This window comes from Vibrio sp. Vb2960 (assembly GCF_033337665.1).
Classification (GTDB): domain Bacteria; phylum Pseudomonadota; class Gammaproteobacteria; order Enterobacterales; family Vibrionaceae; genus Vibrio; species Vibrio alginolyticus.
On record NZ_JAWORD010000014.1, the window covers coordinates 54909 to 81105 of the forward strand.

Below are 26197 nucleotides of genomic sequence, written 5' to 3' on the forward strand. Positions count from 1 at the left end.
ATTTTTATGATTTTGGAAATTTAATTTTGTTCTCGAAACGATGCCGAAGTCTATTTAATTGTATTCTAATGTATAACAAAACAACCAAACTTAAATAACGAAATCATATTTAAGTTTTGGCTAATGATAAACGCTATCTGATAAAAATAATAAAGACGGACAGCAGAAATTTACTAAGTCAAACTTTTACCTTTAGGTAAAGGTAATGCTTGGGTTATTCGCTAATTATTCGGGGGGTATGGTAAGTGATAGAACTTCTATGCTCTTTTCTTTGCTTCTTTAATTCATACAGCAGTACTTAGAAATAACAACAATCAAAGTAGTGCTTTGAAAGTTTCTCAACATTTGCACTGAGAAACTCAAAATAATGAAGGGTAGAAAATGGATGTGTCAGGCCAACTAAACTCAGAAAGGGTCGACTCGAGTTCACGAAAAATTCGTAGTTTTTCCTGCTATGAAAAATCTGACGAAGTATTTCACTCAGACCAGTCTCACATTGTTGTCGTTCACAATGGTCAGCTTCGAGTTCAAACAGGTGATTGCACAATCGATGTTGCTGCAGAAAATGGGGTATTTCTATCCCAAGGGGATTACTTGTTAGAGTACTCTCCGCTAGATGGGGCATACAAAGCGTCGATTATTGCTTACGACAATGAACTCGTTAGTCAGTTGCTGCAAAAACACAGTGATCTCTTGATGATGCTGCCTAAGGTAGACAAAGTTTGTTCTGGTTTGTTTACTTTTGGTTTGAACATACTCGTTGAACAAGTGCTTTCTAGCATGCAGACGCTTGAGCAACAAGCGTACCCTGATGCCATTATGTGCCTAAAATACGAAGAACTACTCATTCTCTTGCTACACAGCAAAGGAGGAGAATCACTGTATGCGTTGCTGTCACAACAAACAAACCGTACGTCGGAACGGTTACGTCGATTTATGGAACAGCATTACTTAAAAGAATGGAAGTTGACAGACTACGCGCAGGAGTTTGGTGCCAGCTTAACCACTTTTAAAGAGCTTTTTAATGAGCACTATGGCATTTCTCCAAGAGCTTGGATCAGTGAGCGTCGACTACTGCATGCTCATAAACTGCTGTTGACGAGCAAGATGAGCATCGTAGATGTGGCGATGGAGGCAGGGTTTTCCAGCCAGTCTTACTTTACGCAGAGTTACCGTCGTCGTTTTGGAACGACCCCAAGCCGCGTACGTTCGGGAGACGATCAAGTGGCTATCGCGAAATGAAATGACTTGAGACTAAAATTTTCTGACTAATTTTGAAAGTCACTCACCAGTGTAAATTCTATTATGTATCGTGTAACAACGAACGATTAAAAATTATTACATCTCTTTCTTTCTGGATTGTTCGAAAGGGGTGCGGAGACGAACATAAATGAAAAAGCAGCATTGGCGACGCCGTTCGCTTTTTCCAGACAGCATAGTGACACAGCGGAAAGTGACTGTTTTACAAAGAGGAGCTCGTTATGAAAACGCCTCGAAACCTACGCAGGATCTCAATGTTGTGCACGTCAATCACCGACAATTGTTGAGTGAAGGCGTCATAAATTATGAGCAGTTATCTTTACTTCAACGCTTGTTGGATAGAAATGTCGTCGATAGCCTGTGCGCTAGCCAGTTAGTAAAAACGTATCAAAAACTTGGTGCTTCGATAGACCGGTTTGCTATGCGTTTATTTTTGGAAATTGGATCGCAGATCAGTGATAGCAGCACAATCACAACGTTCGAACAAAGGCTGGACTACATCAACTCTCGTCTGGGCTTTCGCTTTAATTTGGCTGTCCCAAAAACGTTGATGCTTTGTTTCCATTTATCACTCAACGAGTGGATTAACCGACAAGTCGATCAAAGTGCTCTTCATGCTTCGATTAAAGTTGAACAACTTATCAATCAACTCGATATTCAGAAGGAATATTGGTCGAAGCTATCAGGGGAAGACACCAGTGCCGTCTTTGTTCAACAGCAACTCGATCTTATTAAGAGCCAGCAGCATCAACTTAAAAAGCAACTTGGGACGTTAAGCGAACAACAGTTGCAAGTGATTGAATGTCATCGTTTGTTAATTGAGAAGTGGCAACCGTCTTTAGACGAGCTGAAAGGGTTCGCGGAGTACACCTCGACAACCGAACAATTTATTTCTGAGTGGAAAAATTGGTGTTCGGAAGTACGACTTGAAGCCCCTGAGCTGAACGAAGTTTGGGATGCATGCGATGTGGTTTACAACGACCAAAATGCGGTTGCGAAAGTATGGCAATGGTTCAAGAACATGCAAACTGTTGGTGATATCGATCACTACTATTTTGATACTCAAAGTGGTCAGTGCGGCCAGGCTTGCAATCACCTCAGCCAGATCTAAATAGGGCGTTAAATGTTAGATAAGATGATGAAATCTTTAGCGGAAGCGCTAAAGGTAGGGGATTTTATTGCCTCAGAAAATGGTTCTTACAACATCGAGGTTGACCAGTTATCACTGACCATCAAGCAACGTGCGTCATGGATTTTATGGGAAGCGACGTTACCCTTCCAATTTAAAGAGCATCTAGATTATCAACAAGAACAAGCGTTACAACGTTGCATGCAGCTCTCATTAAAAACCATTCGTGCGGATGGCGGCGTACTGACAACCAATGATGATCAGCAATTGATTTTGCAAAGTAAAGTACGGGTTGAGGACTGTTCGGTGGAACGGTTCTCTGCTTTGCTTTCTAAGCACGTCAATCTATGTGAGCGTTACATTGCATTATTGGAACAAGAACGTGTGAACCACACAATCAACCATACAGTGTGGTTACCATGATGCTAAAAATCTTTCCCAACATTAGACGTGCTGCAACAAAGGCATTGTTATGCGCAGTGAGTGTTGTTCCTTTGGGATATGCGCAAGCAACAGACTTACACTGGCCCGAACAACCGTTCCGCTACTATGCAGATAACGACTCATTAAAAGAGTTGTTGAATAACTTCGGTGCAAATTATCGTGTCTCGGTTTCTGTTAGTGACAAAGTCAACGATCGAGTGAATGGGCGTTTTACCCCTGAAGATCCGGCGGAATTCCTCGATTACTTATCGCAAGTGTACAACTTGATGTGGTATTTCGATGGTGCCGTCTTACATGTCTATAAGGCGACAGAAACTCGCTCACGTTTACTTCAATTGGAATTACTTACGGCTAGAGAGCTACGCAGTACGTTAATTTCCACCGGCGTTTGGGATTCTCGTTATGGTTGGAGAGCCGCTGAGAGCAAAGGGTTAGTCTATCTTGCGGGTCCTCCACGTTATGTCGACTTAGTGGTACAAACGGCGGAGGCATTGGAAACGCGCTTGCTGCAGAAATCGAATTCAACCGACGAATTATTCGTTGAGATAATTCCTTTGAAGTACGCTTCTGCAACGGATAGAGAAATTGCATATCGAGATCAGACAATTACGGTCCCTGGCATCGCATCGGTGTTAAAACGGGTCGTGTCTGGTGTTCAAACGCAAGTGACGAGTGCGTCTAGCAAAGAAGTTACCAGTTCAGATAAGCCTGTAAAAAGTAATAAAACCGCCTCAGTTCATGGTGGCGCAACAGTTGAAGCAGAGCCGGGCCTTAATGCGATTATCGTTCGTGATACTCAAGCACGATTACCGCTCTATCGTAAACTGGTCGCGCAATTAGACCAGCCGCAATCAAGAATTGAAGTCGCGCTATCGATTGTCGATATCAGTGCCAACGATTTAAGTCAGTTAGGCGTGGATTGGCGAGCGGGAGTGTCTGTCGGAAACAACCGCATTGTCGATATCAAAACAACAGGGGATGTGAATTCGGGGGATGTGACGCTCGGCAGTGGACAGAACTTTAAGTCCTTGCTTGATTCAACCAACCTAAATTACTTGCTGGCTCAAATTCGTTTATTGGAATCCAAAGGCAGTGCTCAAGTGGTTTCAAGACCAACATTGTTAACTCAGGAAAATGTCGAAGCGGTACTGAACAACAGCAGCACGTTTTACGTCAAGCTGGTTGGTAAAGAAACCGCAGCGCTGGAAGAGGTCACGTATGGCACGTTACTGAGAATTGTCCCACGTATCGTTGGTGATAGATTTGCTGCACGACCTGAAATTAACCTGAGCCTTCATCTCGAAGACGGTGCAAAGATCGCTGATGGTGGCGTCGATGATCTTCCTTCCGTTCGTAAAACTGAAATCAGCACCTTAGCGACGGTTAAACAAGGGCAAAGCTTACTTATCGGTGGTGTGTACCGAGATGAAGTGAGCCATCAGTTACGTAAAGTGCCATTGCTAGGAGACATCCCATATTTAGGCGCGCTGTTTAGAAGTAATACCAATACTAAGCGCCGCACAGTACGAATGTTTATTTTAGAACCTCGAATTGTTGTGGATGGTATTGGCGATAGTGTGTTGATTGGCAACGAATATGACTTGCGACCAAGTATCGGCAAGCTTAACAACATCTCCAACAATAGCGCTGAATTTAAATCGGTAGTGGAAGTATATAGCTGCACATCGAGGGTTCAAGCCGAGCGCTATCAACAAGACTTATTGTCACAGCAAAAGTCGTCTCAATTAACGCAGTGCCGATTACCAACAGGGCAAAAGGGTTGGCGGGTGAAAGTATTGGAATGTGATGACTCACAAAGTGAGTGTGTGCGCCCTTCAGAGGAGTCTTAACCGCGATGCAGCAATGGAAAATTCGTATTTTATCAGGCGTGCATACCGGAGTAGAAGTCACCTTACCTGAAGGTGCTCTCGTGCTTGGCTGTGACGACTTTATTGCTGATCTTGTACTGTCTGATGCTGGGGTCGAAGCGAACCATTTCACCCTCGTTTGCCAGCAAGACTCGGTCATTTTACGAGGCTGCGAAGAGGCAAATATTAACAGTGAAGACATCGCTGTTGCAGGTGATGGTATCGAGTTGTCACGCCATGCTGTTGTCTCGGTCGGCGTTGTGAAGTTCGCTCTGGGATACGCGGAAGATGCGTTAATTGTGAGTAACGTCAGCGACGAATCTAGCCAACAGAATACACCTGTGGTTGCTGTGCAACGCTCTAGCTGGAAAAAAACAACGCTCATCGCTTTGCTTTGTAGTTTTGTCCCGAGTGTCATTTTTGCCGGTATGTGGTACAGCCAAGCTAACGGAAACAACAATGAAATTGTTACAGAAGCAGAACCCATTGTTTTGGTACGTAACATCTTAGGCGAGCTCAAACTTAGCGACGTTCGCGTGGAATGGAATGCCGCCGCACGCCAAGCAGTCTTAGAGGGCTATGTTGAAGACCGAACACAGAAACTCGATCTGCTTGGTCGAATTGATGTATTGGGCATCAATTACAAAAGTGACTTAAGAACGATGGAAGAAATCCGTCGCGGGGTTCGATTTATTTTGCGCAACCTCGGCTATCACCAAGTGAAAGTCGAAAATGGCGATGAGACCGGCACACTGCTGCTGACGGGCTATATCGATGATGCCAGCCGCTGGAACCAAGTTGAACAAATTTTGGAGCGAGACGTGCCTGGTCTTGTTGCGTGGAAGGTTGAACTGCAGCGAGCGGGTGCCTACATGGATACGCTAAAAGCGTTATTGACGGATGCGGAGCTACTGAAAAAAGTCCAGTTGGTCACCAGCGGTGATCGCATCGAAGTTCGTGGTGAGCTTGATGATATCGAAACGACTCGATTTTACGGTGTGACCCGAGACTTCCGGGAACAATATGGTGAGAAACCGTACTTAGTTTTGAAATCCATACCTAAGGTGAGTAAAGGCACCAACATCGATTTCCCGTTTCGTAGCGTTAACTTTGGCCAGGTTCCATATGTGATTCTGACCGATAACGTTCGCTATATGGTCGGTGCAAGAACGCCTCAGGGCTACCGAATATCCAGTGTTACACCTGCTGGTATTGAGTTGGTTAAAGGCGGGCGGGTGATAACAATAGAACTTGGATATGAAGGTGAGACGAACAATGACAAATCTTGAACAAATTTTAAATAACGACACAAACGGTGCGGAAGTGCACAAGATTAAGAGCAAGCTCTTAGAAGCACAAGCGGTGGTGAAACGTCAGTTGGATTTAGGGTGCTCACCACAGCAGTACCAATTGCTACTCAAACAGTATGAAGCTTACACAGCCGCCCATGCGGTCGTTGAATCATACGAAGCTAACTAAAAAATACGAGGAAGTCTTATGTCATTTTACGATGCTAGTAACAGTGTAAACCTTGATGATGTTAAAGCTAAGTTAGAACAACAAGCGAAAGATGCCAACACAGAAGTGACGGCAGCCATCAAGAACCTAGAAACCAATGCCGATGATCCATCAAAGCTTGCCGAGCTTCAGCACGCGATCAACAAATGGTCTGTTGTTTACAATATCAATGCGACCACGACTCGTGCGATTAAAGATGTGATGCAGTCGATTCTCCAGAAGGTGTAAAGCATGGAACGAGAAACGCGCCAACTGCTGGCTGAAATCGCACTGATGGCAACAGGTATGCATCGTCATCAAGAAGCCAACACGATTGCAGACGGCCTTGAAGCAAGCTCAGGTTCTGAAGAGACCGTTGCGATGATTCGTGCAATGAGCCTCATGAATAAAGGCTTGTATGAAGAGGCTCATCAATTACTCGAACCACTTTGTAACGCCTATCCAGATCTGATCAGCTTAGCGGCTCTTGCTTCTGCCAAAGCCGGTTTACTGAGCAAAGCGGAAAGCTGGGTAGAACTTGCGTCACAAGGAAGCGAAGAAAGCCAAGCATTTGCTGCGAGCTTTTCTCAGGACATTAGGAATCTTGGATGATCATTGATTCAAGCAACCTAAGTCTTCAACACCAATCTTTGCGTCAGTCGGAGTCGCGCCATTATGAGCGGAGCGATGAAGACAAGATGAAAGCACTCATGGAGCGAAGTGACAAGCAAGAGAAAGTTTCACATGTTTCTCCAAAAGAGACGCTAGAGAAAACAGAAGCCAAACTGGCGGAGATTAAAGCGTGGTACGAATCATTAAAAGACGCAGAGGTTGTCAGTAAACAAAGTGTCTTATCATCGTTAAATGAAGCGTTCTCCGACCCTCAAGTTAAACGAGAGGCAATGTGGTACGCCTTTCATGAGGCGAAGAGTGCAAAAGGCAACGAACAGCCACAATCTGATTTGTTAAAGGTGTTGAAGCAGGAGTTACTAGGGAATTTTTCGGGACAGCTTATTGCCGAACCACCTGCTGATAAAACAGCACTAAAAGCAATGCTAGCGCAGCATTTTCCACTGGGTGCCCAGAAAGAACAAGCCTTATGGCATTGCTGGGCAGAGTTGAAGTCGTTACCTGGTATGGCATCAACACTGGACATGGTTCGTGATGAACTTAGCTTCATGATCCAAAAAAATGCGATGGTGAAAAACATCATGACTCACAGTCACAAGTTAGATTTATCTTAGGAGTACATATGATAAACACGCAGTACACCGAGGTGATGCAAACCAACATTGATAAGTTACAGGATGCGCAAGTCGAAGACGGTTTAAGCGAACGTTTTGAGCAAGCCATGTCGGTTCCCGAGGCAAGTAATGGCCTGGAGGGAGGTTTGCTAGAAAACATCAGCGAGTTGAAAAACACTATCGATAACGCGAAAAGTAACTTGCAAGACAACATGAAGATGGTGGGTGATGATCCGGCGCAATTACTGCAAATGCAGTGGGCGCTGACACGTATTACTTTTCAAGAAGAGCTGATCGCGAAAACCGTGGGTAAAACCACACAAAACGTAGAAACCTTATTGAAGGCACAATAGTGATGATGAATAAAATGAGAGCAGTTTTCATCATGCTCACGTTGTTTCTGGTAGGTTGTCAGACCGAGCTATACACCAACGTTACTCAGAAAGAGGGTAATGAGATGTTGTCGATCTTACTATCCGAAGGTGTCGTTGCAACAAAAGAGCCTGACAAAGACAACACCGTCAAGTTAATGGTAGACAGTTCCCAAATCGCCTTCGCGGTAGACGCGCTAAAGCGAAAAGGTTATCCAAGAGAGCAGTTTTCCACACTGAAAGAAGTGTTTCCCAAAGACGATTTGATCTCGTCACCATTAGCAGAACGAGCACGTTTGGTATACGCGAAATCTCAAGAGCTCTCCTCAACCTTATCTCAGATTGATGGCGTGCTAGTGGCACGTGTTCATGTTGTTTTGGAAGATCAAGATCTGCGTCCAGGAGAGCGCCCAACCCCAGCTTCTGCCTCCGTATTTATTAAACACGCAGCAGATATTGCGCTTGATTCATATGTTCCGCAGATCAAATTATTAGTGAACAATAGTATTGAGGGGCTGAACTACGATCGAATCAGCGTAGTGATGGTACCCTCATCAGAGGTTCGAGTTGCTACTCAAAACAATCAATTTAAAAGCATTTTGTCGGTTCAGGTCACCAAAGAGACGGCGAATAATCTTATCGCCATTTTGGTGTTCTTGGTAGCGGCACTCATCGGCTCGAATATCGCTACTTTTACATGGTGTCGTAGGAACACGAAGCGTGGTTAAACCAGAAACACCACTCGCGCAGGTACAACACCAGTTTAACTATGCGCCTTGCCAGTACATCCATAGAAGTTGGATAGAGCAAAAGCAGCCTTGGTTACTAAATATCGAAGGCTGGAGAGATAACCCCATGTTCAACCAATGGTGTATCAATGAGTGGGCGTTATCTCCCGTTCCTGAGATGGCTTTTAACAGACCTTGTCATAGTTTGGCATTGCTCCCGACAGACGCGTTGAATCAACTCGTATTGATGGTGGGTGGAGCTTTGCATTGCGTTGCGATGCGAAGCGTTGTCTTAAAACACCCGAAACAGGTTCTGAACAACGTTTTTGGTTTGGAAGGCGCTCGGTTCTTAATTCAAAACGGGCCGATGCTGTTATCCAGCTGGCCGCAAGGCTGGCAGCGTTCGTTACCAGAACTACTGGATGAAAGGTCTGTTGAAGCAAGCATGAGGGCGCTGGGATATTTTTGGATGAGGTTTATTTTGATTAACTCACCGGAAGATGTTGTTCTTCGTTGGCAATTCAAATTGGAAAAGCAACTTAGCGAAAACGCGGAAACAGCTAACTGGTTGGAAGCGGATCAACGAGATCTGGCGTATCGACTCACAAAAAAAATCGCAAAACAGGTTATTCCTCAATGGTTTCATTTGTTGAAATAAAAACAGACAATTTGCAGCTGGCACCTGGCTTAAAGGTGCTGAAAGCGAAAGATTATGCCAGTTATCTGGATTCGCAACACTTAGTTGAAGCCGCGAACTCCAAAGCTGAAAGCATCATTGCTAATGCCCAACAAGCCTACGAAACCGAAAAACAACGTGGTTATCAAGATGGCCTTGCACAAGCCAAGATTGAAAATGCGCAAACGATGGTTGAAACCTTAGCACGTTGTAATGACTACTATCAGCAAGTCGAAGAAAAAATGACAGGTGTGGTGTTAGAAGCAGTACGTAAGATCATCGATACCTTCGATGATGTCGATACCACGGTGAGTGTAGTTCGAGAAGCGTTGCAACTGGTGAGTAACCAAAAGCAGGTCATTTTACATGTCCACCCAGAGCAGGTTGTTGAGGTGAGAGAAAAGGTGGCTGGTGTATTAAGTGATTTCCCTGAAGTCGGTTACGTTGACGTGGTAGCAGATGCGCGCTTGAAAAATGGAGGCTGCATTTTGGAAACAGAAGTTGGGATCATCGACGCCAGTATTGATGGACAGCTGCATGCATTAAAGCAAGCCATGGTGAAGCAGCTCAGCGAGCGTAAAATTACGATTCATGAATAAACCTCAAAAACTCAGCACTTGCTGAGTTTTTTCATTTTAATGCCTTTAAACAAAAAAAATCCGACCATTTCTAAAATATTCACTGCCATAAATCCTTAAGAATACACCTAAGAAAGCTGCTTAGTTGATAAGTGTTGCAACCAAGCAGCGCCTCTAAAACAAAAATAGGATTATTTAGTCGAATGGCTAATGGATTTATAACTTCTTTACTGACAGATTTTGCCAGCCGCTGCCAATTGGAGCCGTTGGTTTTTGATGAAGATGATTGTTGCCATCTACTCGTTGAGCAAAACACAGCAATCACAATTCGTGCACAAGAAGATCGTGTGACGCTTATCGGGCTGATTTCAGGTAATAAACCGAGTGCTGATATTTTGCATCAACATATGAAAGGTGCCTTAACGCAAGGCTCTCCAGCGGTATGCTGGGAGGAAGAGACCGGATATATCGGTTTCATACACCTGCCTCAGCAACTGCTAACTGCATCTTTTTTCGATGAGTCATTTGCGAATTTCATCGAGTGGTTAAAAAGTGCGAATACACAAGAAGTAACCAATAAAACAATCGAAGTACCGGAAACGAATACCACTCATTTTTCCACATTAAGGGTTTAAAACATGATCAGTTTTGGAAGTGTTAGCGCGTTGCAGGCCGCCATGCCGCAAGCTCGTAACGAGATACTTAACGAAGGTAAGCTGAGTATTGGTGGCAAAGAATACCAAATCAACGCAGCGACCCAAGAATTTACTCGCGCCAATCCTACGAATGGTGCAGTAGCGCGATTTTTTGAAGCGACAGGAAAACTGTTTCGCGAAGGTAGCCCACAATCGGTAGCGAAAGCCCTTACAAAAGCCGTATTTGATAATGAGCAAGGACAAGCTCAGCGTTTACAAGCTGCTTCTTCTGTTGAGCATGGACAAATGTTCTTCAAGGATGGAAGCATAAAAACCGCATCAGATGTCTTAAATGCCTTTGCGAAGTTAGACAGTAAATCAGTTCAGTCGAACTCTGCTGAGCTAAACCAGTTAGCAGAGCGAGCGATGACAGAGGCAATGTTAGAAACCGATTCTGGTAAAAACCTCACATCACTGATTGGCGAAAGTGCAGCGAAGTCGCTTGCTGGACGTGTAGTAAAGGACTACGGCGGTGGTGTATCTGCAGCGCAGAAAAACCCGGCAGGTAGCATTAATCAAATGCAAGCGGTGTTTGATATGGAGGTGATGCATCTTAAATCGGCGCAACGTCATATCGAAGGTCTAGCAAGCACCGATCTAAGCCAAGGTGTATACGCTGAAGGACTGGCAGAGGACGCGTTTAACAAAAGTGGCGTAACCAATAATGTTGAAAGAGCTGCGGCGTGGATCATTAATGCTTCTAACTCTAAAGGAAACGATGCCGAAAATATTACGTCTTTACTGAAAGAATACGCGTCTAATGGTAAAGACTTATTGAATATGGAAAACCTAAAAGAGCTACACGCTCGATTGGTGCCTAATGTTGAGCGTGATTACCGAGGGCCAAATATTTCGGGTGGCACTTTGCCTTCAAGTATTGGCGGTGAGGGCATGTTAAAGCAGCACATTGAAGGCTTTTTGAAAGAGAATCCTGTAGAAGATAAAGACTTAGGTAAACATTTGTTCGCCGGAGTTATCGGGTACCATGGCTTTACCGATGGAAATGGTCGCATGGGGCGTATGCTATACGCGATAGCAGAACTTCGTAACGACTCGTTCAATCCTTTAGCTATGGATGCAGAAAATAGCCTTCACGGTATTAAGTGATTTTTTACTTCTATTTAATTTTTGGAGCGGCGATTGCCGCTCTTTTATTTTCCAGCTTAACCTTAATTTTTCTTCTCAATAAAACGGCTAATCGCAATAAAAATGAGACGTTGAAATAAAGTGTCGGTTTCTATCTCGCCATAAAATCTCTTTTATCCTTATTCGCTTATTTAAATGAGCCGTTATACCCAAGTGGCTTCGCTGAAACAAATATATCGATGTCACTTAGTTATAATAAATTAGACAGGACACAACATGGATACAGGAAAGATTAATATGCTTCTCTCTGAGCTAGGAGAAGTGCTGAACTTTGAGCGCGTGACAGCGTATGACGATCAAATGTGGTCACTGCATTTTGCTGAAAACAACAGTGTCGATGTTCTGCTCGTAGAGGAAAAAGGCGAGTTATTGATTTCCAAAAAACTGCTTATAGAACAAGATGATATTACGCTAGATAAACTTCAAGTTTTACTTGAATACAACTTTTTGTATCGAGAAACAGGTGGTGTGCAGTTTTGTGTGAATCCAACACGCAAAGACGTTGTTCTTCAAGTTGCTATCGCGGCTGGAAGTGAACTCACCAACATTGCTAACTTAATCATTCAGTTGAATGAATTAGTTGATACTTGGGTACAGTTATTTCAAAACAACACGGTTGTAGATTTTAGCCAAACAGACGTACACGCATTTATTCAAGTTTAAGGCATCACACATGGTCAATATTAATACATCGCACATGCACTCGTTGAGTCAGTTAACGTCACATTTGGCGACACAAAATCAAGCTGACGACAAAGAGGTTCGAGCACACAACGGCAAAGATATTTTTGTTAAAGAGGGTGCACCAAAAAATAAAAGTATCAGCGCGCGTATTAGCCACCAGAATAAAGCGAAAGATATTGTAGTGAACCTGCTTACTAAGCAGGGTATTCCTAAAGATGTTGCGAAGCTCATGCTGAAAAATGTGTTGAACGGTGAAAACAAGTTAACGCTTGGGAGCCTGAAAAATCTTGAGAGATTGTCGTCTGGCCCTAGCTCAAATTGGCCAACGGCACAAACGGCAGCCTCTTCTTCCAAAACCAATAAAGCCTCATCGAGTGTCGCGCTTATCAACGAACATAAAGCCAACCTTCAAAAGCTTGGTGATTTTGCCTGTACGGACTTAAATACGTTCGGTGTTAAGGGGTCACAGTTTTATGAAACAAAAGGAAAGCCACGACTAAAAGAGCTTCACGCGGATCAAGCGCGAATCATGCAAGATCACAGAGCGACGATGTCCGCAAACGGAGTTCAAGCTGCAGCACAAAGAGGAACCGCACCGCAATTAAGCACTCTACAGAACATTGCTAAGGCAGTACAAACCGCGAAATCCGGCTGCTGTACTACATTTGCCTTTGCTGCCGCCGCTGAGATGATTCAAGGCATGTCAGGAACACCTGAAAGTGAACCCAAAGTAGAAGTGGTTGCGTTTAAAAAGGGTCATTCAGGTACACACCTTTATGTACTGGTTGGTCGACAAGAGGGGAGCGACATAAAAGATCCATCAACGTGGAGTAAGGATGTGAAAATTGTTGACCCGTGGGCGACATCTGCATTCGGTGCACCAATGTTTGGAGATGCACAACGACCACCTGTTTCGAATATGTTCCCGCCAACAGAAGTCATTTTTGATAGCCATAAACTGGGTTAGTCACTCTGCAAAAGAAGTGAGCAAATACACCATGCTAAGCATCTAACCTTTATTGAAAGAGCAGCTCTGAGCTGCTCTTTTTTATTACTCTGGCAACTCGATTTTAGAGCGAGATTTCTGCGGAAAACCTCACAATGAAGGCGAAAAAGTGACAAAAATAAAGCCATTACCGACATCGTTCAATCTGCAATCGTTGTTCAATAGAGTTATTGAAACAAAAGGAAAAAGTTATGAACACGATTCAACAACTGCTCTTGGAGTTTTGCCAACTCAATGAGTTGCCCGAACTGAATTTTGAAGAAAATGAACGTTGTCAGCTACTGGTCGATGATCGCTACATGTTGTATTTCATCGCGACAGATACGGATGATTTGATGTTGTCTGTAACGTTCGGAGGGTTAGAAAAATCCGGTGAACAACGACTAAAAGGTTTAGAGCTTCTTGCTCATGCTAACTATCAAGGAATTGGTAGTGGCAGCCTCGCACTTGCTTTAGCTCCAAATGGTCGACAGCTTGTCTTAGCAGGACGTAAACCCTTTGAGCATCTAAATACGACGAACCTTACCGCTTGGTTTCACGAAGTTATTGAACAGGCCGAGCTGTGGCAAGCGCGTTTCGCAATGTTGGATCAAGCGATTCCAACCACCTCTAATCATGAACAAGCTCATGTTCAATCACTTCGTGTGTAGGAGAGAAAAATGGTTAATACAACACAAAAAATCAGCCAAAGCCCAGTACCTGATCTAGAGCAGTTTCGTGCAGTTGCTGCGCAAAAAGATGACCGAGTGATCAGTAAAAGAGGTGAAGTAAAAGAACCTTCCACATTCCACAAAGGTCACAAGTTTGCTTCTATTCACGAAGGCGTATTGAGAAGCAAATACACTAAGTTTTTCCAAGAAAACATCAAAACTCACCTTGATTTAAAACAAGCGCTACTTAAGCAAGAAAAACCTGAGGTTGCGCTGTTGGCTTACTCCCTAGTGAGTCCTTCAGGCTATCGCGGTGAGCCACTTACTGAGCGTAAAATCTTAGAAGTTGTCAGCCTATTGGATGAAATAAAAGTGAGCAGCGATACGTACCAGCAGCTTAAAAATACGTTTGATGCGATCAGCAAAGATCCGCGTATGCAGGTGAGCTTAGAAGCCCAGTATCCGGGAAAAATGGATGGCTTTGCTGCTGAACTGCTGCAGATGGGCAAAGAAAAGCTAAAAGGTTCTGGTGTTAACGCCGTTATTAACTTGGCATTACCTGGCGTTGGCTTATTGATTTCTACAGGTCGAGAGTTGCACAAAGCGGCCGTAAATGGTGATGCTGAGGCTTACCATCATCAGTTAGAACAAATTTCACAGTTGCCAGGGCGAGATCAACGTCTTTCTATGCCGATGCAGCAAACCTTGGCTCAAGGTCATGCGATACTGTCGGCTGAAGGTGGCATTGGAGCTACGTTAGGTATGGCGACGGGGAGCCTGGGCACGTTCGGTGTTAGCTCTGTAGCAACGGTGGGCGTCACACCGATAGCAAAAGAGGCAATCGGTTCTGCGGCAACGACTGCTATCATGAGTGGCGGTGGCTTTGTGGCGAACCAAGCTGGGGCATACGGGCTAAATACGGAAGTAAAAGAGCAACTTATGCAAGGCGAAATGTCTGGTGTTTTACCTAGACTTGAAGTTTCCAATGCAAAAGGAGACTTTACCTTCAGTATGCAAGATCCGGCTTCTGTCCGCGCATTAATGGCGTACCTTGGCCCTAAGGAGAATACTGCAATGACTTCTCCTCAAGCGCCTAAAGAGGCACAAGAGATGGAAGCCGCTCGATTAACACTGAAAAAGATGTTGGGTTCAGAGCCAAGTGAGCACTTGGTTCCTGACGTAGACTCTATCTTGAAGCTAAGCCCAGAGGATGCACCAAGTAAAACCGAGTCTATTGCTAACGGGGCGTTTAAAAAACTGTTAGGAGAAGATTGGGATTGGCTCATGCCAGCTGTTCGAGCGATTGATAAAGGGGAAGCAAGTAAAATCAACGAAAAGCTCACCTACAAGCTCCCCCTAGATGCAGCAAACGGACGGGTTTATCTTGATAAATGCCCAAACCTGAGTGACGTCCAATTAGATGCGCTAGAAAAACTAGGCTCACCAAGTCAATTGCGATTGATGTACTTGGCAGAAGGCTGGGTGTAATTTCAAATGGTAAAGTAGGGAGTAGGTGCTGCTCCTTACTTTATCTACCGTCAGCGTTACTTTTTGGGGCTGGCTCATCGCCATTGAATTTAATTTTTCGACTGAAGAAACAAACACACAAGTGTCAACGTTATACCAACCCAACCAATGAGAGAAATTTCTTCCCCAACAATCGCAACTGCTAGTGCTGCTGCGATAACAGGTTCAAATAGCGTGAGTATACTAGCTCCACTGGCTGTAACAAACCGTAGCCCAAACCCAAAAGCGATGTAACCTAACCCCATTGGAATCAAGGCCATGTAGAGCATGACCGTCGTATTAGTTGACGATGCAAATAGATTATCACCCGTGATAAAAAGTGTTGGTAGAAGCAAAACTCCACCAATACCAAAAACACTTCCCATGGCCGTTTGCGATTCAATGCCGTGGTCAATCATAGCCTTTACTCCCCATGAGTAAATGGCGTACGTCAAACCTGCCAATAGGCCAAGTAATACACCCCAATGCTTCATATCCTGATCAAATAAGCTATTTGCGGATGACTCAGAAGCCAGCAACAAGGTAATGCCAATGACCCCGATTGCGAAACTCATCATCCAGCGCTTGGTTATGGTCTGATTTCGGCTAAAGAGACACTCTAACAAAGCAGAAAAGAAAGGAGCAGTGGAGATAGAAATAACCGTACCAATAGCCACACCGGCGAATCGCATTGATGAATAAAAAGCCAGTGGGTAGGTGGCTAAGGCGATAATACTAACCAGTAACGTTTTCTTCTTATGTACGACTTTTCGAAAATCTCTCTTCAGTGACTTCGCAGACAGACATGCTTGCATAAATCCACCAATACCCATAGAAAATGCGCCAATGGCGAGAGCACTGACATCCGGTGCCAAGCTGGCAGCGGTGCCCGTCGTTCCCCACAGGGTTGAAGCAAAAAGTATGGATAAAGTTCCTAATTGATAGTCGGTGAAATGTTTTTTTAACACTGTAATTTCTACCTAGTGAATGGCTGTTTTAGGGTAGAAAGAATAAAAGAAAGCGATAGAGATTTTTGTGCTGAAAAGACGGAATACTTGTTCCAGAGGACTATTTTAGTGACTACCGGGAAAACTCTCTAGGAGACATACCAAAATGCATTGAAAACCGTCGACTAAACGCGGAAAGGTCACTATAGCCAACTCGTTCAGCTATCAACTGAACTGGAAGGTCTGTATGAGTCAGTAGTGCTTTGGCTTTTTCCATACGTTGTAGTGTAATGTACTTATGGACGCTCACTTTTAGCTGCTCTTTAAAAAGCTTTTTAAACTGCGTCGGACTCAAGCAAGCGGCATTCGCTAATGAGGCAATGGTGAGTGGCTGATCAAGCTGCTCGGCGATCACAACCTGTACATCTCGAATACGCGAATCTACGGAGCGAGACCGCTTTTGCTGCTCCAGCAACAGATAGAAGGTTGCAACCATTGAGTTTTCAATTTCATCATTAACCTGATACTCAAGTTGCTTTTCGACAAACTGGATAAAGCTCAGTAGAGGCGGGCTAATCGAAAACACAGCCACACTATTATCCATCAAATGAGTGGGCAAAGTGGTCATATCCGCAACAATAAAGCGTGATGACTCTTCGGCATTAAAACCGTGAGCACAACTTTTGGGGATGACTATGCAGTCGCCAATCGCCACCTTTCCGACATAGCTATCCATATCAATATGTATGTTGCCCTGGAGAGGAAGCACCAGTTGATGATAATCACTATGAGTATGTCGGCTCATACGTTTCGTGTAGGAGCGAATGCTTAAGCTAGATTTCATAAAAACAACATACAGTTAAAGGATACCGCATTATAGCGTTGAAAGTATCGAGGTTGAAAGCTGGGTAGTTGTAAGCCCAGATCTTGAATGGGATGTGGTTTGTTAGTCCGCCTCGGACTCTAACGAAGCCAACCAACGAAGCACTTCCGCAGTTGCCTCAATAAGATCGCTTGGGATGTACTGGTCGACGTTACCGTCGGCGTATAGTGCACGAGCAAGAGGGACTTTTTGCATCACAGGCACGCCTTCCTCTTTAGCGATTGCGACCATACGTTTGGCTACCGCATCGGTTTCCATCAAAGTGATGACGGGCAGGGGCGTTTCGCCTTTCTTGTAATAAAGGCCAACCGCGATATGTGTTGGGTTTGTAACTAATACATTAGAACGTTTAACGTTTTCGCGTTGATTGGAGGCTTGTAGCTCTTGGTGCAATTGACGACGTTTGCTTTTTATTTCTGGACTGCCTTCCATCTCTTTGTATTCGCGCTTCACTTCGTCCTTGCTCATTTTGAGCTTTTTCGTGTGATCAAATTTCTGGTACGCAAAATCTGCGGCAGCGATGACGATGAAGCCTACCGAAGAGATAATCATTAATTGTTTAATCATGACGCCAGTAATGGTCGGGACACATTCTAGCCCACAAGTTGGAATTTGCATTAAAGCGTTGATGTTACCGCGTAACGTCACCCAGATAATGCAGGAAAGAAGAGAGACTTTAAGGATCGACTTGATAAACTCAATCACACTCTTAAGGGAAAAAATGCGTTTGGCACCTTCGACGGGATTGATCTTTTTGATGTCGGGTTTAACGGATTCACCACTAAATAGGAATCCGAACTGCCCCATATTGGAAAAGATGGCGACGAGTGCAGCAACCAGAATAATCGGAGCGAGTAGATAGGCAATTTCTTTTGCGATGGCTATAGCGACATCGACTAGCGCATCTTGGAAACCCTGATAAGCAAGCTTACTTGGTAGGAGAATAAGCGCTGAGATGTGCGACATGTAATAATCGGCGAACGCAAACAGTACAATTATGAGCGCCAAAATTAATGCAGACGATACTATTTCTTGGCTTTTGGCAACCTGACCTTTCTGCCGAGCATCGCGTAACTTTTTTGCGGTGGGTTGCTCTGTTTTTTCTGCACTCATAAAGAATCCTAAGCGTTATTGCCAAATGGTATTGAGTTGTTCTGCGAATCGGGTAATGCCGTAAAACTGTACTTCAAAGTGATCCATCATTATTCCGAGATACACGATCAGTAAAACACTCGCGATGGCACTTTTTATTGGCATGGCAAGGAAAAAAACATTCAATTGCGGTGCAAAACGACTGATAAGCGCCAGACCAAACTCAGCAAGAAACATTGCCAACACTAGTGGAGCGGACATCAACACACCAAGCCACATAAGCTGTTCAAATTGCGCGTAGAAGAAGCTCACCCATGCGTCGCTAACGGTTGGGAAAAAGTCCACGATCGGCCAAGATGTATAGCTTTTGAATAACGCATAGATAAAAGTGACAAAGCCCCCGCCAGAGAAGAACAGGGTAATCAACGTTTGGGTCAGCAACACGGCTGTTGGTGTGGATTGTGAGCCTAGCGTTGGGTTAAACATACTTGCCATGGCAGCACCACGTTGGTTGTCGACCAGAAAGCCAGCCGCTTCTATTGCCCAAAAGGGGATAGCAGCAACAAACCCGATCAATAGCCCAATTAATACCTCTTTACCCAAAATCACTATCAGCCAAATACCGTCGGTTTCTGCGGGCAAGCTTTGCTGATTAATCATCGGAAATACAAACAGTGCGAGTGAGCAAAGCACACCATTTCTCACCATGGTGCCGCCTAGCATTTGCTTGCTCAAAATAGGCAAAAAGATGAAGCATGCCATTAACCTAGGTAACGTCAGGCTGTACAAAAATAAAGCCTGGTGTAAGTCGTGATAACTCATCGTATTTGAGGAATTTTATCCATAGCAAGCGAGGCGAAGGCGTGGAGCTCTGCCCCTAGCCATTGCGTTGTGACGAACAGCGTAATAATGACCGCGATAAGCTTGACCACAAAGCCTAACGTTTGTTCTTGGACCTGAGTTAACGCCTGAATAAGCGACACCAATGTACCAACCAATGCTGCGACTAAAATCGGCGGTAATGACAAGTACAACACTAGGGTTAATGCTTGAGTCGTGAAATGAATGATTTCAGCAGAATGCATACTTTCTCCGTGATTAACCGTAACTCAACACTAAGCCGTGGGTGAGCTTTGTCCAGCCGTCAAGCAAGACAAAAAGCAACAATTTGAAGGGGAGGGAAATCGTCATTGGCGATACCATCATCATCCCCATCGCGAGTAGGATATTCGACACAATTAGGTCAATAGCGATGAACGGTAAGTACAACAGAAAGCCAATTTCAAAAGCGCGAGTAAGCTCGCTGACGGTAAATGCGGGCAGTAAGAGCAATAAGCTGTCCGACTCTAAACGGTCTACGTACTTCTGTGGCCACAATGTGCGTGCAGCATCAGTGAAGAATATGGCTTCGGTTTCCCGAATATGCTTTTTCAAAAATTCTCGATAAGGCTGTAAACCGCTTTCAATGAGGCCTTCTACACTTGCAGAATCTTCAAGGGAGATATCATGCTGCTTTACGTAGTCGTAGGTTTCAAACCCGACGGGAGCCATGATGAAAATTGACAGAATGATAGCCAATCCGTAAAGCGCCATATTCGGCGGAATTTGCTGTACACCGAGAGCGTTACGCAGCAGTGAGAATACAACGGCGAGTTTCACAAACGAGGTCGCCATCATGGCGATAAATGGGATCAGTGCCAGCAGTGCTAAGCTGACAATGAGATTGAGCTCGTCGGGTAACTGGATCATGCTGGCTCCTGCGTGCCACCGAACAGCTCCACTACGCGCACACCTAAATGTTCGTTAACATTAACCAGTTCACACTCACCAATGATTTTGCCGTTGGCACGCAATGTTACCGGCTTAGATACAGGCTGGTTTAGCTCGAATACGTACCCTGGCTGAAGCTGGTTAAGCTGCTCTAGCGTGATGGTTTGATGGCCGATATCAAACGTGAGTTCCACAGGCAGTTGCTGGTGGTCGGTTAACATTTCTGAAGTGTTTACGTCATTCATATTGGTTTCTTTTTCAATAATGTGAAAAGTTTGGTCATCTAGCTGGCAGCGCCAGAGATTCTGGTTAGATACTTGAAAAATGGCTTGTTGCTTGGCGATGTAACCATCGTCAAAAAAGATGACATCTCCCAGCTCGAGCGAATTAAATTCGCTTAACGTCAAATGGGTCCTTCCAAGACTTAACCACACAGGTAAAGCGAGGTGTCGAGCTTGTAGAGCAGCGCTGTTTGGTAGCGCATCCAACAACACGTCTGATCCTTCGCTAACCCACAAACAAAGAGAGCCGTTAGGCTTATTGAGGGTTAACATTAAAGTATGCTCTTGGGCCTGGCTCGCCTCTAACGGCTGTAGTTGACTAAGAATGGGTAACTGACCAAATAGCGCTTTGATTGCCTCACTATGCGGTTCTATCTGTGAGCTCAAAAGTGCTAACTGGAGGGAGTTAGGCAGGGACTCAAACGCAGTAGCATTTAAGGTCGATTTCAGCCAATGTTGGAGCTGCGCACGAGAAAAGTCTACTTGTAGGGTTTGCCCTCCAATCAACGTGGTTAAACGGAACCCTTCAAATGAAGGGATTTGAGCAACAGTAATCGATACGCTCTGACCATCAGTCCCTTGGAAGTGGCACTGTTTTGCACAAAGTTGATTGCTGAGCGCGATACTTTCTGCATCCACTTTGGGTATTATTAACGGCGTCATAGGTCATTCTCCGCTTGCCATTCTTCATACACGCTGCGTTGTTGGCGTGAGTGTTGTTGTTCATGTTGTTGTTGATCGAGCTGTTGAGTTTGTTCGCTGATCGCTAAGCGAAGTGGCTGCTCACCGCCGAATCGGTTTAGCCGTTCAGCAAGATCTTGTCTAGCTTGCTGGCTAATAATGGAAAGGGCATGCTCTTGTCGAATCGTCACGCTATACCCTTGAGCGTCCAACTTTATGTGGATTTCACCACCTTTTAATTGCCCTTCACTTAGAAACAGCCGAACCTCTTTGTTGTCCGATGCGGTTGGTAGAGCAACATAGATTTTGTCCACCAATTGCTGGAGTAATTGGTTTACGTCTCGCGTTGGGCTTGGTTGAGCCTGCGAAGCAACACTTTTTAGGATGACATCGCCTTGTGTTACCGCACTTGCAAAGGGTTGAGAAGGCACTTTTTCTTCATCCGTTTTAACGGCGACTAGTGCGCTTTTCGTCACGATTTTTTCAAGAGGCTTGGTTTCAGGCAGGCCACCAGTTTGGTCTGGTCGTTTGCCTGTATTCTGTAGCGGCGGAGTTGCACGCTTATTGTGCGTTTTTTCAGTTTGCTTTTTCGTTAAGCCAACAATGTTAATCCCATCTTGAGCGAGCTCTGTCGCTGTCGCACTTTGGGGGAGCAAGCCAGATTCAAGCGTAGAGAGACAATCCGGTGAGATACGTTGATCCATCGGCGTCGGTTTATCATCTTTCAAATGAGCTTGAGCTTGAAAGTGAGGATCAACACGCTCGGTAGAAGGGGAACTTAGAACTGTGTCGCCATCGCTTTTTCCATCATGTTTAAGCAATTTATTGTTTTTGCTAATTATTTCTTCGCTATTTGCTGCGTCGTCTTGCGATTTCTCTATATCTCTCTTACTGACGACGTCACTTTGACCTTTTAAAGTGGAGATGTTTTTGTCAGCGTTGGCTTCTTGGTTCGATAGGTTAAGTTTCTTATCTAGACCTTGAGATGTCTTATGCCTTAGCGGTATGTCTTCTTCGCCAGTATGATTTTTTTGGGGATTCGCAACGATAGACTCCTTTCCCTTGCTAGGCTTCTTCGTCATTGCATGCTCGAATTGTGATTGAAGCTCGGCCTCCTTCTCGAGAGGCGCTTGTTCCGGCGTTGATTTGTGCAGCGTATTCGATGTTTCAGTTGTTGGGGTAATGCGCATAGTGAACCTTTAGATAATGTCGACAGTGCGAAACTCTTCCTGTTCGAGTTCTTCTTGGTATTGCCTTTCTCGCGATTTTTCCGCGACTTCTTGTTGCTGCAACTGAACGAATTTTTCTTTGGTTTTATGGGCTTGTCGCGCCTCTTTTTGCTTTTCTTTAAGTGCCGAGCGTTCGATTTCAAGCGCTTTTTTTGACTCGGCCACACGTTGTTTAAGTTCGGCTTCTCTCTCTCTTAACAACGCGATTTCTTGTCTTAATGTTTCTAGCTCTTTGAGAACGAGTGTTTGTTGTTTTGCTTTAGCAAAACGTCGCTCTTCTTCTTCCTGGCGCCAAACGTGATAGTCCGCGACAGAACGTTCGGCCTTTTGAACCTGTGCTGCGGCGTTTGACACTCGGTATTCTTGACGCTTGACGGCTTTATCCGCACGTTCAGCGCGAATTTTTTTGATTTCTAATAAGCGTTCTATCATTGTTTCGCCATCCCTTTAAGTTGAGCGATAGCGCCATCAAGATCGCTTGGTTCATGAGTGCCTTGGCGTAAAAAGGTGCGTATATCATCACTTTGTGCAATGGCCAAATCCGCTCGACTATCTGCGCCATGTTGGTATTCGCCAATTTTGATTAGCAGCTCAACTTCTTCATACTTAGCTAACATTTCGCGAATATGAGCAGCAGACGCCTGATGATCGGGTTCAACGATTTGATTCATCACTCGGCTTGCTGACCGAAGTACATCAATGGCGGGGTAATGGTTCATTGCCGCAAGTTTGCGCGAGAGAATGATGTGCCCGTCTAGAATTGAGCGAGTTTCATCCGCGACAGGCTCCGTCATGTCGTCACCTTCCACCAACACGGTGTACAGTGCTGTAATTGATCCTTTGTCTGATTGTCCAGCTCGTTCCATCAGCTTTGGCAAAGCGGCAAAAACAGAAGGCGGATAGCCACGTCGTGTTGGTGGCTCGCCTGCGGCTAGTCCAATCTCCCTCTGTGCGCGGGCGAAACGCGTCACCGAATCCATCAGCAGTAGCACGCGTTTACCTTGGTCACGAAAATATTCTGCGATAGAAGTGGCAACAAAGGCGGCTTTGGCGCGCTCCATTGCTGGGCGATCAGAGGTAGCGACCACTAAAACCGATTTGGCCATTCCTTCTTCGCCTAGGTCATGCTCAATAAACTCGCGCACTTCGCGTCCGCGTTCACCAATTAAGGCGAGAACGGTCACGTCAACTTCTGCGGAGCGAATCAGTTTTGCCAGTAGGGTACTTTTACCCCCGCCAGCCGCTGCAAAAATACCCATGCGCTGACCTTCACCACAGGTCAGTAGCCCATCAATGGATCGAACGCCAAGAGAGATTGGCTTTTCAATTAGTTTACGTTGCATTGGTGGTGGCGCATCGCGATAAACAGGATACCAAGCACTTGGTTCCTGACTCTGCGTACCATCGAAAGGACGTCCAAGCCCGTCAAGCGTTGTACCTAACAGGTGGTCGCCAACACCCACTTCGTGCATTTTGCCCATTGGGCTTACTTCTGTATTTGAGGAAATCCCAAACATATTTCCTAACGGGGTGAGCAGAGCGTGATGCTGCTGGAAGCCAACCACTTCCGCTAACAAAGACAGAGTTTGATCGGGATTACGCAACTCACACAGTTCACCTACACGAACGCCAGGGACGACAGCTTTGATAATGGTGCCGGTGACTTGTGTAACGCGCCCGCGAATTTGGATCAAACGCGTGTGTTTAATCGCAGATTGTTGGATATCAGTGATGTATGAGAAATCGTTCAAGGTAAAAATATGCGCAATGATTGATGCTGAGAGGATAGAAAGTATAAGAATCAATTTATAGTGAATATCAGTCGGGAGTTTTTAGAAAACTGAAAGCGCACTAAAAAAACACGTCTGATTTTGACAGCTTCAAAAAAGCGCACTTCCTATAATTCGCCTGTATTGTGCGGAAGGAGTGCAAGTGAATGAGTATTATCAACAATCATATCGCAACAAATCCAAAGTTTGATGCGTCTATCCAAAACGGGTTGGAATCGTCTCGCCCCGACGTTTCACAAAAAGGCAATTATCGCGGTGAAACCGTCCGTGTTCACAATGCCACACAATCACTTTTTGATGCGATGGAAGAACTCACTTCACTCGGTTCCGAAAAAGCAGAGAAAGATCTGACCAAGCGCAAAGTGAAAGACAGTGGTGTTCGAGTTAATGAAGCACATGAACTCGTTTCGGACTATTTAAGAAAAGTCCCTGATCTTGAAAAGAATCAAAAGATCAAAGATTTGGCTACAAAAATGGCGGGAGGAAATATCTCGACCATCGCGCAATTACAAGCCTACTTGAATGGGTTTTCCGAGGAGAAAAGCCATCAATACCTCGCCCTAAAAGCCGTTAAAAAGTTTTTGAGTGCGAGTCCAGAAAGTAAACACCTACTAGCGCTGATTGACCAAGCACTTCTAAGAATCGAGCAAAACCCAGATACATGGTCTCAAATTGATACGGAAATCCGTGTCTCAAATTTTGCTGATGAATACAGCCAAGAGCAAGAGTTTAGCTCTTTGCATCAGCTGCGCGGCTTCTACCGCGATACCGTTCATAGTTATCAAGGGCTCGGCGCGGCTTATCAAGATGTAGTGGCGCGCTTTGGTGAGCAGGAGGTATCGACTGCTGTTGACTTTATGCTGCAAGGCATGAGTGCAGATCTTAGTGTTCAAGGTAGCAGTATCGATTCGGTTAAGTTGCAGTGGTTGATGTCCGATATGCAAAAACTCAAAACTCTAAATACGTTGCAAGATCGTGTGAATCAGCTGTTCCAAATGTTTAAACCGGAAAGGACGAATTATGGCTTATCAAGTTTCTAATTTGATGGCTGATGTGATTGCGTTGGTAGAGCAGCGATGGGTAAGCAGTGATGAGATATGGAAAGTCGCCAACGCAATGGAATTGACGGCGGTAGAACAAAAAATCGATTTTTTTCGAGAGTTCCATAAGTTAGTTCGCGCAATCCCAATTGACGTATTCGCCGATGAAGAACAACGACAGAATTTAATCCAAGCGGTACAAAAGGCGCTAGACGAAGCCATTGATATAGAAGAAGAGGAAGCGTGGGAAGATGAGTTGGATTGATGCATCCGTCGATGAATTTTGCCGAGGAATGGGGCTCGATGCCGTCGATTTCTCATCAGCTGGACGGGTGCAGCTGGATTTTGAGCAAAGTGGTACGCTGCATATTGAGCGACAGGGTGAGCAGTTATTCTTGATGTTGTCTCGAGCGTTATCTTGGCATCAAACCAGTGACATGATTCAAAGTGCACTGTGTTTGTGTCATGCCGATCAAGGCTGGCCTTTCGAAATTAAAACCGGCTTGTTAGATGAGCAAACTCTGGTTTTTTCAGCAAGGCTAAAAGGAGAAGAAGTAACACTTCCGACCTTAGAGCAAGCGTTTACGCTTTTGGCTCGTCTACATAACGATGTGGCAGGCTCATGACTCGAGTTAGCACTTTAAACGTAGGCATAGAAGCCTTCACGCATGTTACTCATAGTGAGGTTAAGGCCGATTTCCCTGAACGGTTTCAATTACTTCCGGATGGACAGGCGGTCGCTACGCATTTAGAGAAGCTCTATGACCTCAGGCCTTCAGACCAATACCTAATCGCGTTAACCAAGCCAAAATTGTTGCACTCAGAATTGTTGCGTCCAGAAAAGTACCGCCAACAGTTCGATGAAACGTTGGCTCAGCTGCAAGTTCTTGCACAGGACTCAGGCTCCGTTTCTTTTATCAAAGCATCCGAAACGCTACAAAGTACACAACTTGATCAGCGTTACCTTACTATGGCGCTCAATCTCCTTATTCAGGTCTAACC

Annotated in this window: 33 protein-coding genes; 23 read left to right on the plus strand and 10 right to left on the minus strand. The window is 44.8% G+C overall.

The window, feature by feature from the left end; genetic code table 11:
• The first annotated feature begins 381 nt into the window (after window positions 1-381).
• The 19 genes from R7O03_RS13585 (at window position 382) to R7O03_RS13675 (ending at window position 15464) form a co-directional block, all read left to right on the plus strand.
• Window positions 382-1242, plus strand: coding sequence for an AraC family transcriptional regulator (locus tag R7O03_RS13585; protein WP_005377191.1), 861 nt, complete (start codon window positions 382-384; stop codon window positions 1240-1242).
• Between the two features lie 148 nt (window positions 1243-1390).
• Complete coding sequence (locus tag R7O03_RS13590) at window positions 1391-2371, plus strand: T3SS regulon anti-activator ExsD domain-containing protein (protein WP_258616810.1); 981 nt, start codon at window positions 1391-1393, stop codon at window positions 2369-2371.
• A gap of 12 nt (window positions 2372-2383) precedes the next feature.
• Complete coding sequence (locus tag R7O03_RS13595; protein WP_053307002.1) at window positions 2384-2812, plus strand: YscB family type III secretion system chaperone; 429 nt, start codon at window positions 2384-2386, stop codon at window positions 2810-2812.
• Window positions 2809-4683, plus strand: a complete 1875-nt coding sequence (sctC, locus tag R7O03_RS13600) for a type III secretion system outer membrane ring subunit SctC (protein WP_065274579.1) — start codon at window positions 2809-2811, stop codon at window positions 4681-4683. Before R7O03_RS13595 ends, sctC begins: the two co-directional genes overlap by 4 nt.
• A gap of 5 nt (window positions 4684-4688) precedes the next feature.
• The gene (sctD, locus tag R7O03_RS13605; protein WP_318131772.1) at window positions 4689-5990 is read left to right on the plus strand and encodes a type III secretion system inner membrane ring subunit SctD; all 1302 of its coding nucleotides are present in this window, start codon (window positions 4689-4691) and stop codon (window positions 5988-5990) included.
• Window positions 5977-6180, plus strand: coding sequence for an EscE/YscE/SsaE family type III secretion system needle protein co-chaperone (locus R7O03_RS13610; protein WP_005377198.1), 204 nt, complete (start codon window positions 5977-5979; stop codon window positions 6178-6180). Before sctD ends, R7O03_RS13610 begins: the two co-directional genes overlap by 14 nt.
• 18 nt (window positions 6181-6198) lie before the next feature.
• Window positions 6199-6447, plus strand: coding sequence for a type III secretion system needle filament subunit SctF (gene sctF / locus R7O03_RS13615; RefSeq protein WP_005377199.1), 249 nt, complete (start codon window positions 6199-6201; stop codon window positions 6445-6447).
• A gap of 3 nt (window positions 6448-6450) precedes the next feature.
• Entirely contained in the window at window positions 6451-6810 is a 360-nt protein-coding gene (locus R7O03_RS13620) for a YscG family type III secretion system chaperone (protein ID WP_005377200.1), read from the plus strand.
• Complete coding sequence (locus tag R7O03_RS13625; protein ID WP_158156538.1) at window positions 6807-7442, plus strand: YopR family T3SS polymerization control protein; 636 nt, start codon at window positions 6807-6809, stop codon at window positions 7440-7442. The genes R7O03_RS13620 and R7O03_RS13625 overlap by 4 nt, the downstream gene beginning before the upstream one ends.
• An 8-nt stretch (window positions 7443-7450) precedes the next feature.
• Window positions 7451-7795 (plus strand): type III secretion system inner rod subunit SctI, encoded by a 345-nt coding sequence (gene sctI / locus R7O03_RS13630; RefSeq protein ID WP_005387149.1) that lies wholly within the window; start codon window positions 7451-7453, stop codon window positions 7793-7795.
• Window positions 7795-8541, plus strand: coding sequence for a type III secretion system inner membrane ring lipoprotein SctJ (sctJ, locus tag R7O03_RS13635; RefSeq protein WP_086012989.1), 747 nt, complete (start codon window positions 7795-7797; stop codon window positions 8539-8541). Before sctI ends, sctJ begins: the two co-directional genes overlap by 1 nt.
• The gene (vscK, locus tag R7O03_RS13640) at window positions 8534-9199 is read left to right on the plus strand and encodes a SctK family type III secretion system sorting platform protein VscK (RefSeq protein WP_115386029.1); all 666 of its coding nucleotides are present in this window, start codon (window positions 8534-8536) and stop codon (window positions 9197-9199) included. The genes sctJ and vscK overlap by 8 nt, the downstream gene beginning before the upstream one ends.
• The gene (locus tag R7O03_RS13645) at window positions 9178-9816 is read left to right on the plus strand and encodes an HrpE/YscL family type III secretion apparatus protein (RefSeq protein WP_005387146.1); all 639 of its coding nucleotides are present in this window, start codon (window positions 9178-9180) and stop codon (window positions 9814-9816) included. The genes vscK and R7O03_RS13645 overlap by 22 nt, the downstream gene beginning before the upstream one ends.
• Window positions 9817-9998: 182 nt before the next feature.
• On the plus strand, window positions 9999-10430 hold the full coding sequence (locus tag R7O03_RS13650) for a type III secretion system chaperone (RefSeq protein ID WP_158156536.1): 432 nt from the start codon (window positions 9999-10001) through the stop codon (window positions 10428-10430).
• Between the two features lie 3 nt (window positions 10431-10433).
• On the plus strand, window positions 10434-11597 hold the full coding sequence (locus R7O03_RS13655; RefSeq protein WP_025768118.1) for a VopS family T3SS effector adenosine monophosphate-protein transferase: 1164 nt from the start codon (window positions 10434-10436) through the stop codon (window positions 11595-11597).
• A 255-nt stretch (window positions 11598-11852) separates the two neighbouring features.
• Window positions 11853-12299, plus strand: a complete 447-nt coding sequence (locus R7O03_RS13660; RefSeq protein WP_250158388.1) for a type III secretion system chaperone — start codon at window positions 11853-11855, stop codon at window positions 12297-12299.
• A gap of 10 nt (window positions 12300-12309) precedes the next feature.
• On the plus strand, window positions 12310-13287 hold the full coding sequence (vopR, locus tag R7O03_RS13665) for a type III secretion system effector VopR (protein ID WP_086046794.1): 978 nt from the start codon (window positions 12310-12312) through the stop codon (window positions 13285-13287).
• A gap of 230 nt (window positions 13288-13517) precedes the next feature.
• On the plus strand, window positions 13518-13976 hold the full coding sequence (locus tag R7O03_RS13670; protein ID WP_158156532.1) for a CesT family type III secretion system chaperone: 459 nt from the start codon (window positions 13518-13520) through the stop codon (window positions 13974-13976).
• Between the two features lie 9 nt (window positions 13977-13985).
• Window positions 13986-15464: a hypothetical protein gene (locus R7O03_RS13675; RefSeq protein WP_005387135.1), complete on the plus strand. Its 1479-nt coding sequence runs from the start codon at window positions 13986-13988 to the stop codon at window positions 15462-15464.
• 89 nt (window positions 15465-15553) lie between these two features.
• Here the strand turns inward: R7O03_RS13675 and R7O03_RS13680 are convergent, their stop codons facing one another.
• From R7O03_RS13680 to vscN, 10 genes are all read right to left on the minus strand, one after another.
• On the minus strand, window positions 15554-16456 hold the full coding sequence (locus tag R7O03_RS13680) for a DMT family transporter (protein WP_373921550.1): 903 nt from the start codon (window positions 16454-16456) through the stop codon (window positions 15554-15556).
• Between the two features lie 106 nt (window positions 16457-16562).
• A complete protein-coding gene (locus R7O03_RS13685) occupies window positions 16563-17273 on the minus strand; it encodes an AraC family transcriptional regulator (protein WP_158156528.1) in 711 nt (236 codons plus the stop codon).
• 102 nt (window positions 17274-17375) lie between these two features.
• Entirely contained in the window at window positions 17376-18425 is a 1050-nt protein-coding gene (vscU, locus tag R7O03_RS13690; RefSeq protein ID WP_005387129.1) for a SctU family type III secretion system export apparatus subunit VscU, read from the minus strand.
• Window positions 18426-18440: 15 nt separating this feature from the next.
• Complete coding sequence (sctT, locus tag R7O03_RS13695) at window positions 18441-19226, minus strand: type III secretion system export apparatus subunit SctT (RefSeq protein ID WP_086046791.1); 786 nt, start codon at window positions 19224-19226, stop codon at window positions 18441-18443.
• On the minus strand, window positions 19223-19489 hold the full coding sequence (gene vscS, locus R7O03_RS13700; RefSeq protein WP_005377227.1) for a SctS family type III secretion system export apparatus subunit VscS: 267 nt from the start codon (window positions 19487-19489) through the stop codon (window positions 19223-19225). Before vscS ends, sctT begins: the two co-directional genes overlap by 4 nt.
• A 13-nt stretch (window positions 19490-19502) precedes the next feature.
• On the minus strand, window positions 19503-20153 hold the full coding sequence (vscR, locus tag R7O03_RS13705; protein WP_005377232.1) for a SctR family type III secretion system export apparatus subunit VscR: 651 nt from the start codon (window positions 20151-20153) through the stop codon (window positions 19503-19505).
• Window positions 20150-21118, minus strand: a complete 969-nt coding sequence (gene vscQ, locus R7O03_RS13710) for a SctQ family type III secretion system cytoplasmic ring protein VscQ (protein WP_086046790.1) — start codon at window positions 21116-21118, stop codon at window positions 20150-20152. Before vscQ ends, vscR begins: the two co-directional genes overlap by 4 nt.
• Window positions 21115-22326, minus strand: coding sequence for a type III secretion system needle length determinant (locus R7O03_RS13715; protein WP_086046789.1), 1212 nt, complete (start codon window positions 22324-22326; stop codon window positions 21115-21117). The genes vscQ and R7O03_RS13715 overlap by 4 nt, the downstream gene beginning before the upstream one ends.
• A 9-nt stretch (window positions 22327-22335) precedes the next feature.
• The gene (locus tag R7O03_RS13720; protein WP_042523778.1) at window positions 22336-22797 is read right to left on the minus strand and encodes a type III secretion protein; all 462 of its coding nucleotides are present in this window, start codon (window positions 22795-22797) and stop codon (window positions 22336-22338) included.
• Entirely contained in the window at window positions 22794-24116 is a 1323-nt protein-coding gene (vscN, locus tag R7O03_RS13725; RefSeq protein ID WP_086046788.1) for a SctN family type III secretion system ATPase VscN, read from the minus strand. The genes R7O03_RS13720 and vscN overlap by 4 nt, the downstream gene beginning before the upstream one ends.
• Window positions 24117-24301: 185 nt before the next feature.
• Between vscN and sctW the strand changes: the two genes are divergently transcribed.
• From sctW to vscX, 4 genes are read left to right on the plus strand one after another with little or no spacing between them, the layout of a single operon-like run.
• Entirely contained in the window at window positions 24302-25195 is an 894-nt protein-coding gene (gene sctW, locus R7O03_RS13730; protein WP_005388156.1) for a type III secretion system gatekeeper subunit SctW, read from the plus strand.
• The gene (locus tag R7O03_RS13735) at window positions 25176-25460 is read left to right on the plus strand and encodes a TyeA family type III secretion system gatekeeper subunit (RefSeq protein ID WP_005377239.1); all 285 of its coding nucleotides are present in this window, start codon (window positions 25176-25178) and stop codon (window positions 25458-25460) included. Before sctW ends, R7O03_RS13735 begins: the two co-directional genes overlap by 20 nt.
• Window positions 25447-25821, plus strand: a complete 375-nt coding sequence (gene sycN / locus R7O03_RS13740) for a type III secretion chaperone SycN (RefSeq protein WP_005388159.1) — start codon at window positions 25447-25449, stop codon at window positions 25819-25821. The genes R7O03_RS13735 and sycN overlap by 14 nt, the downstream gene beginning before the upstream one ends.
• The gene (vscX, locus tag R7O03_RS13745) at window positions 25818-26195 is read left to right on the plus strand and encodes a type III secretion system protein VscX (protein ID WP_064368455.1); all 378 of its coding nucleotides are present in this window, start codon (window positions 25818-25820) and stop codon (window positions 26193-26195) included. The genes sycN and vscX overlap by 4 nt, the downstream gene beginning before the upstream one ends.
• Window positions 26196-26197: the final 2 nt, after the last annotated feature.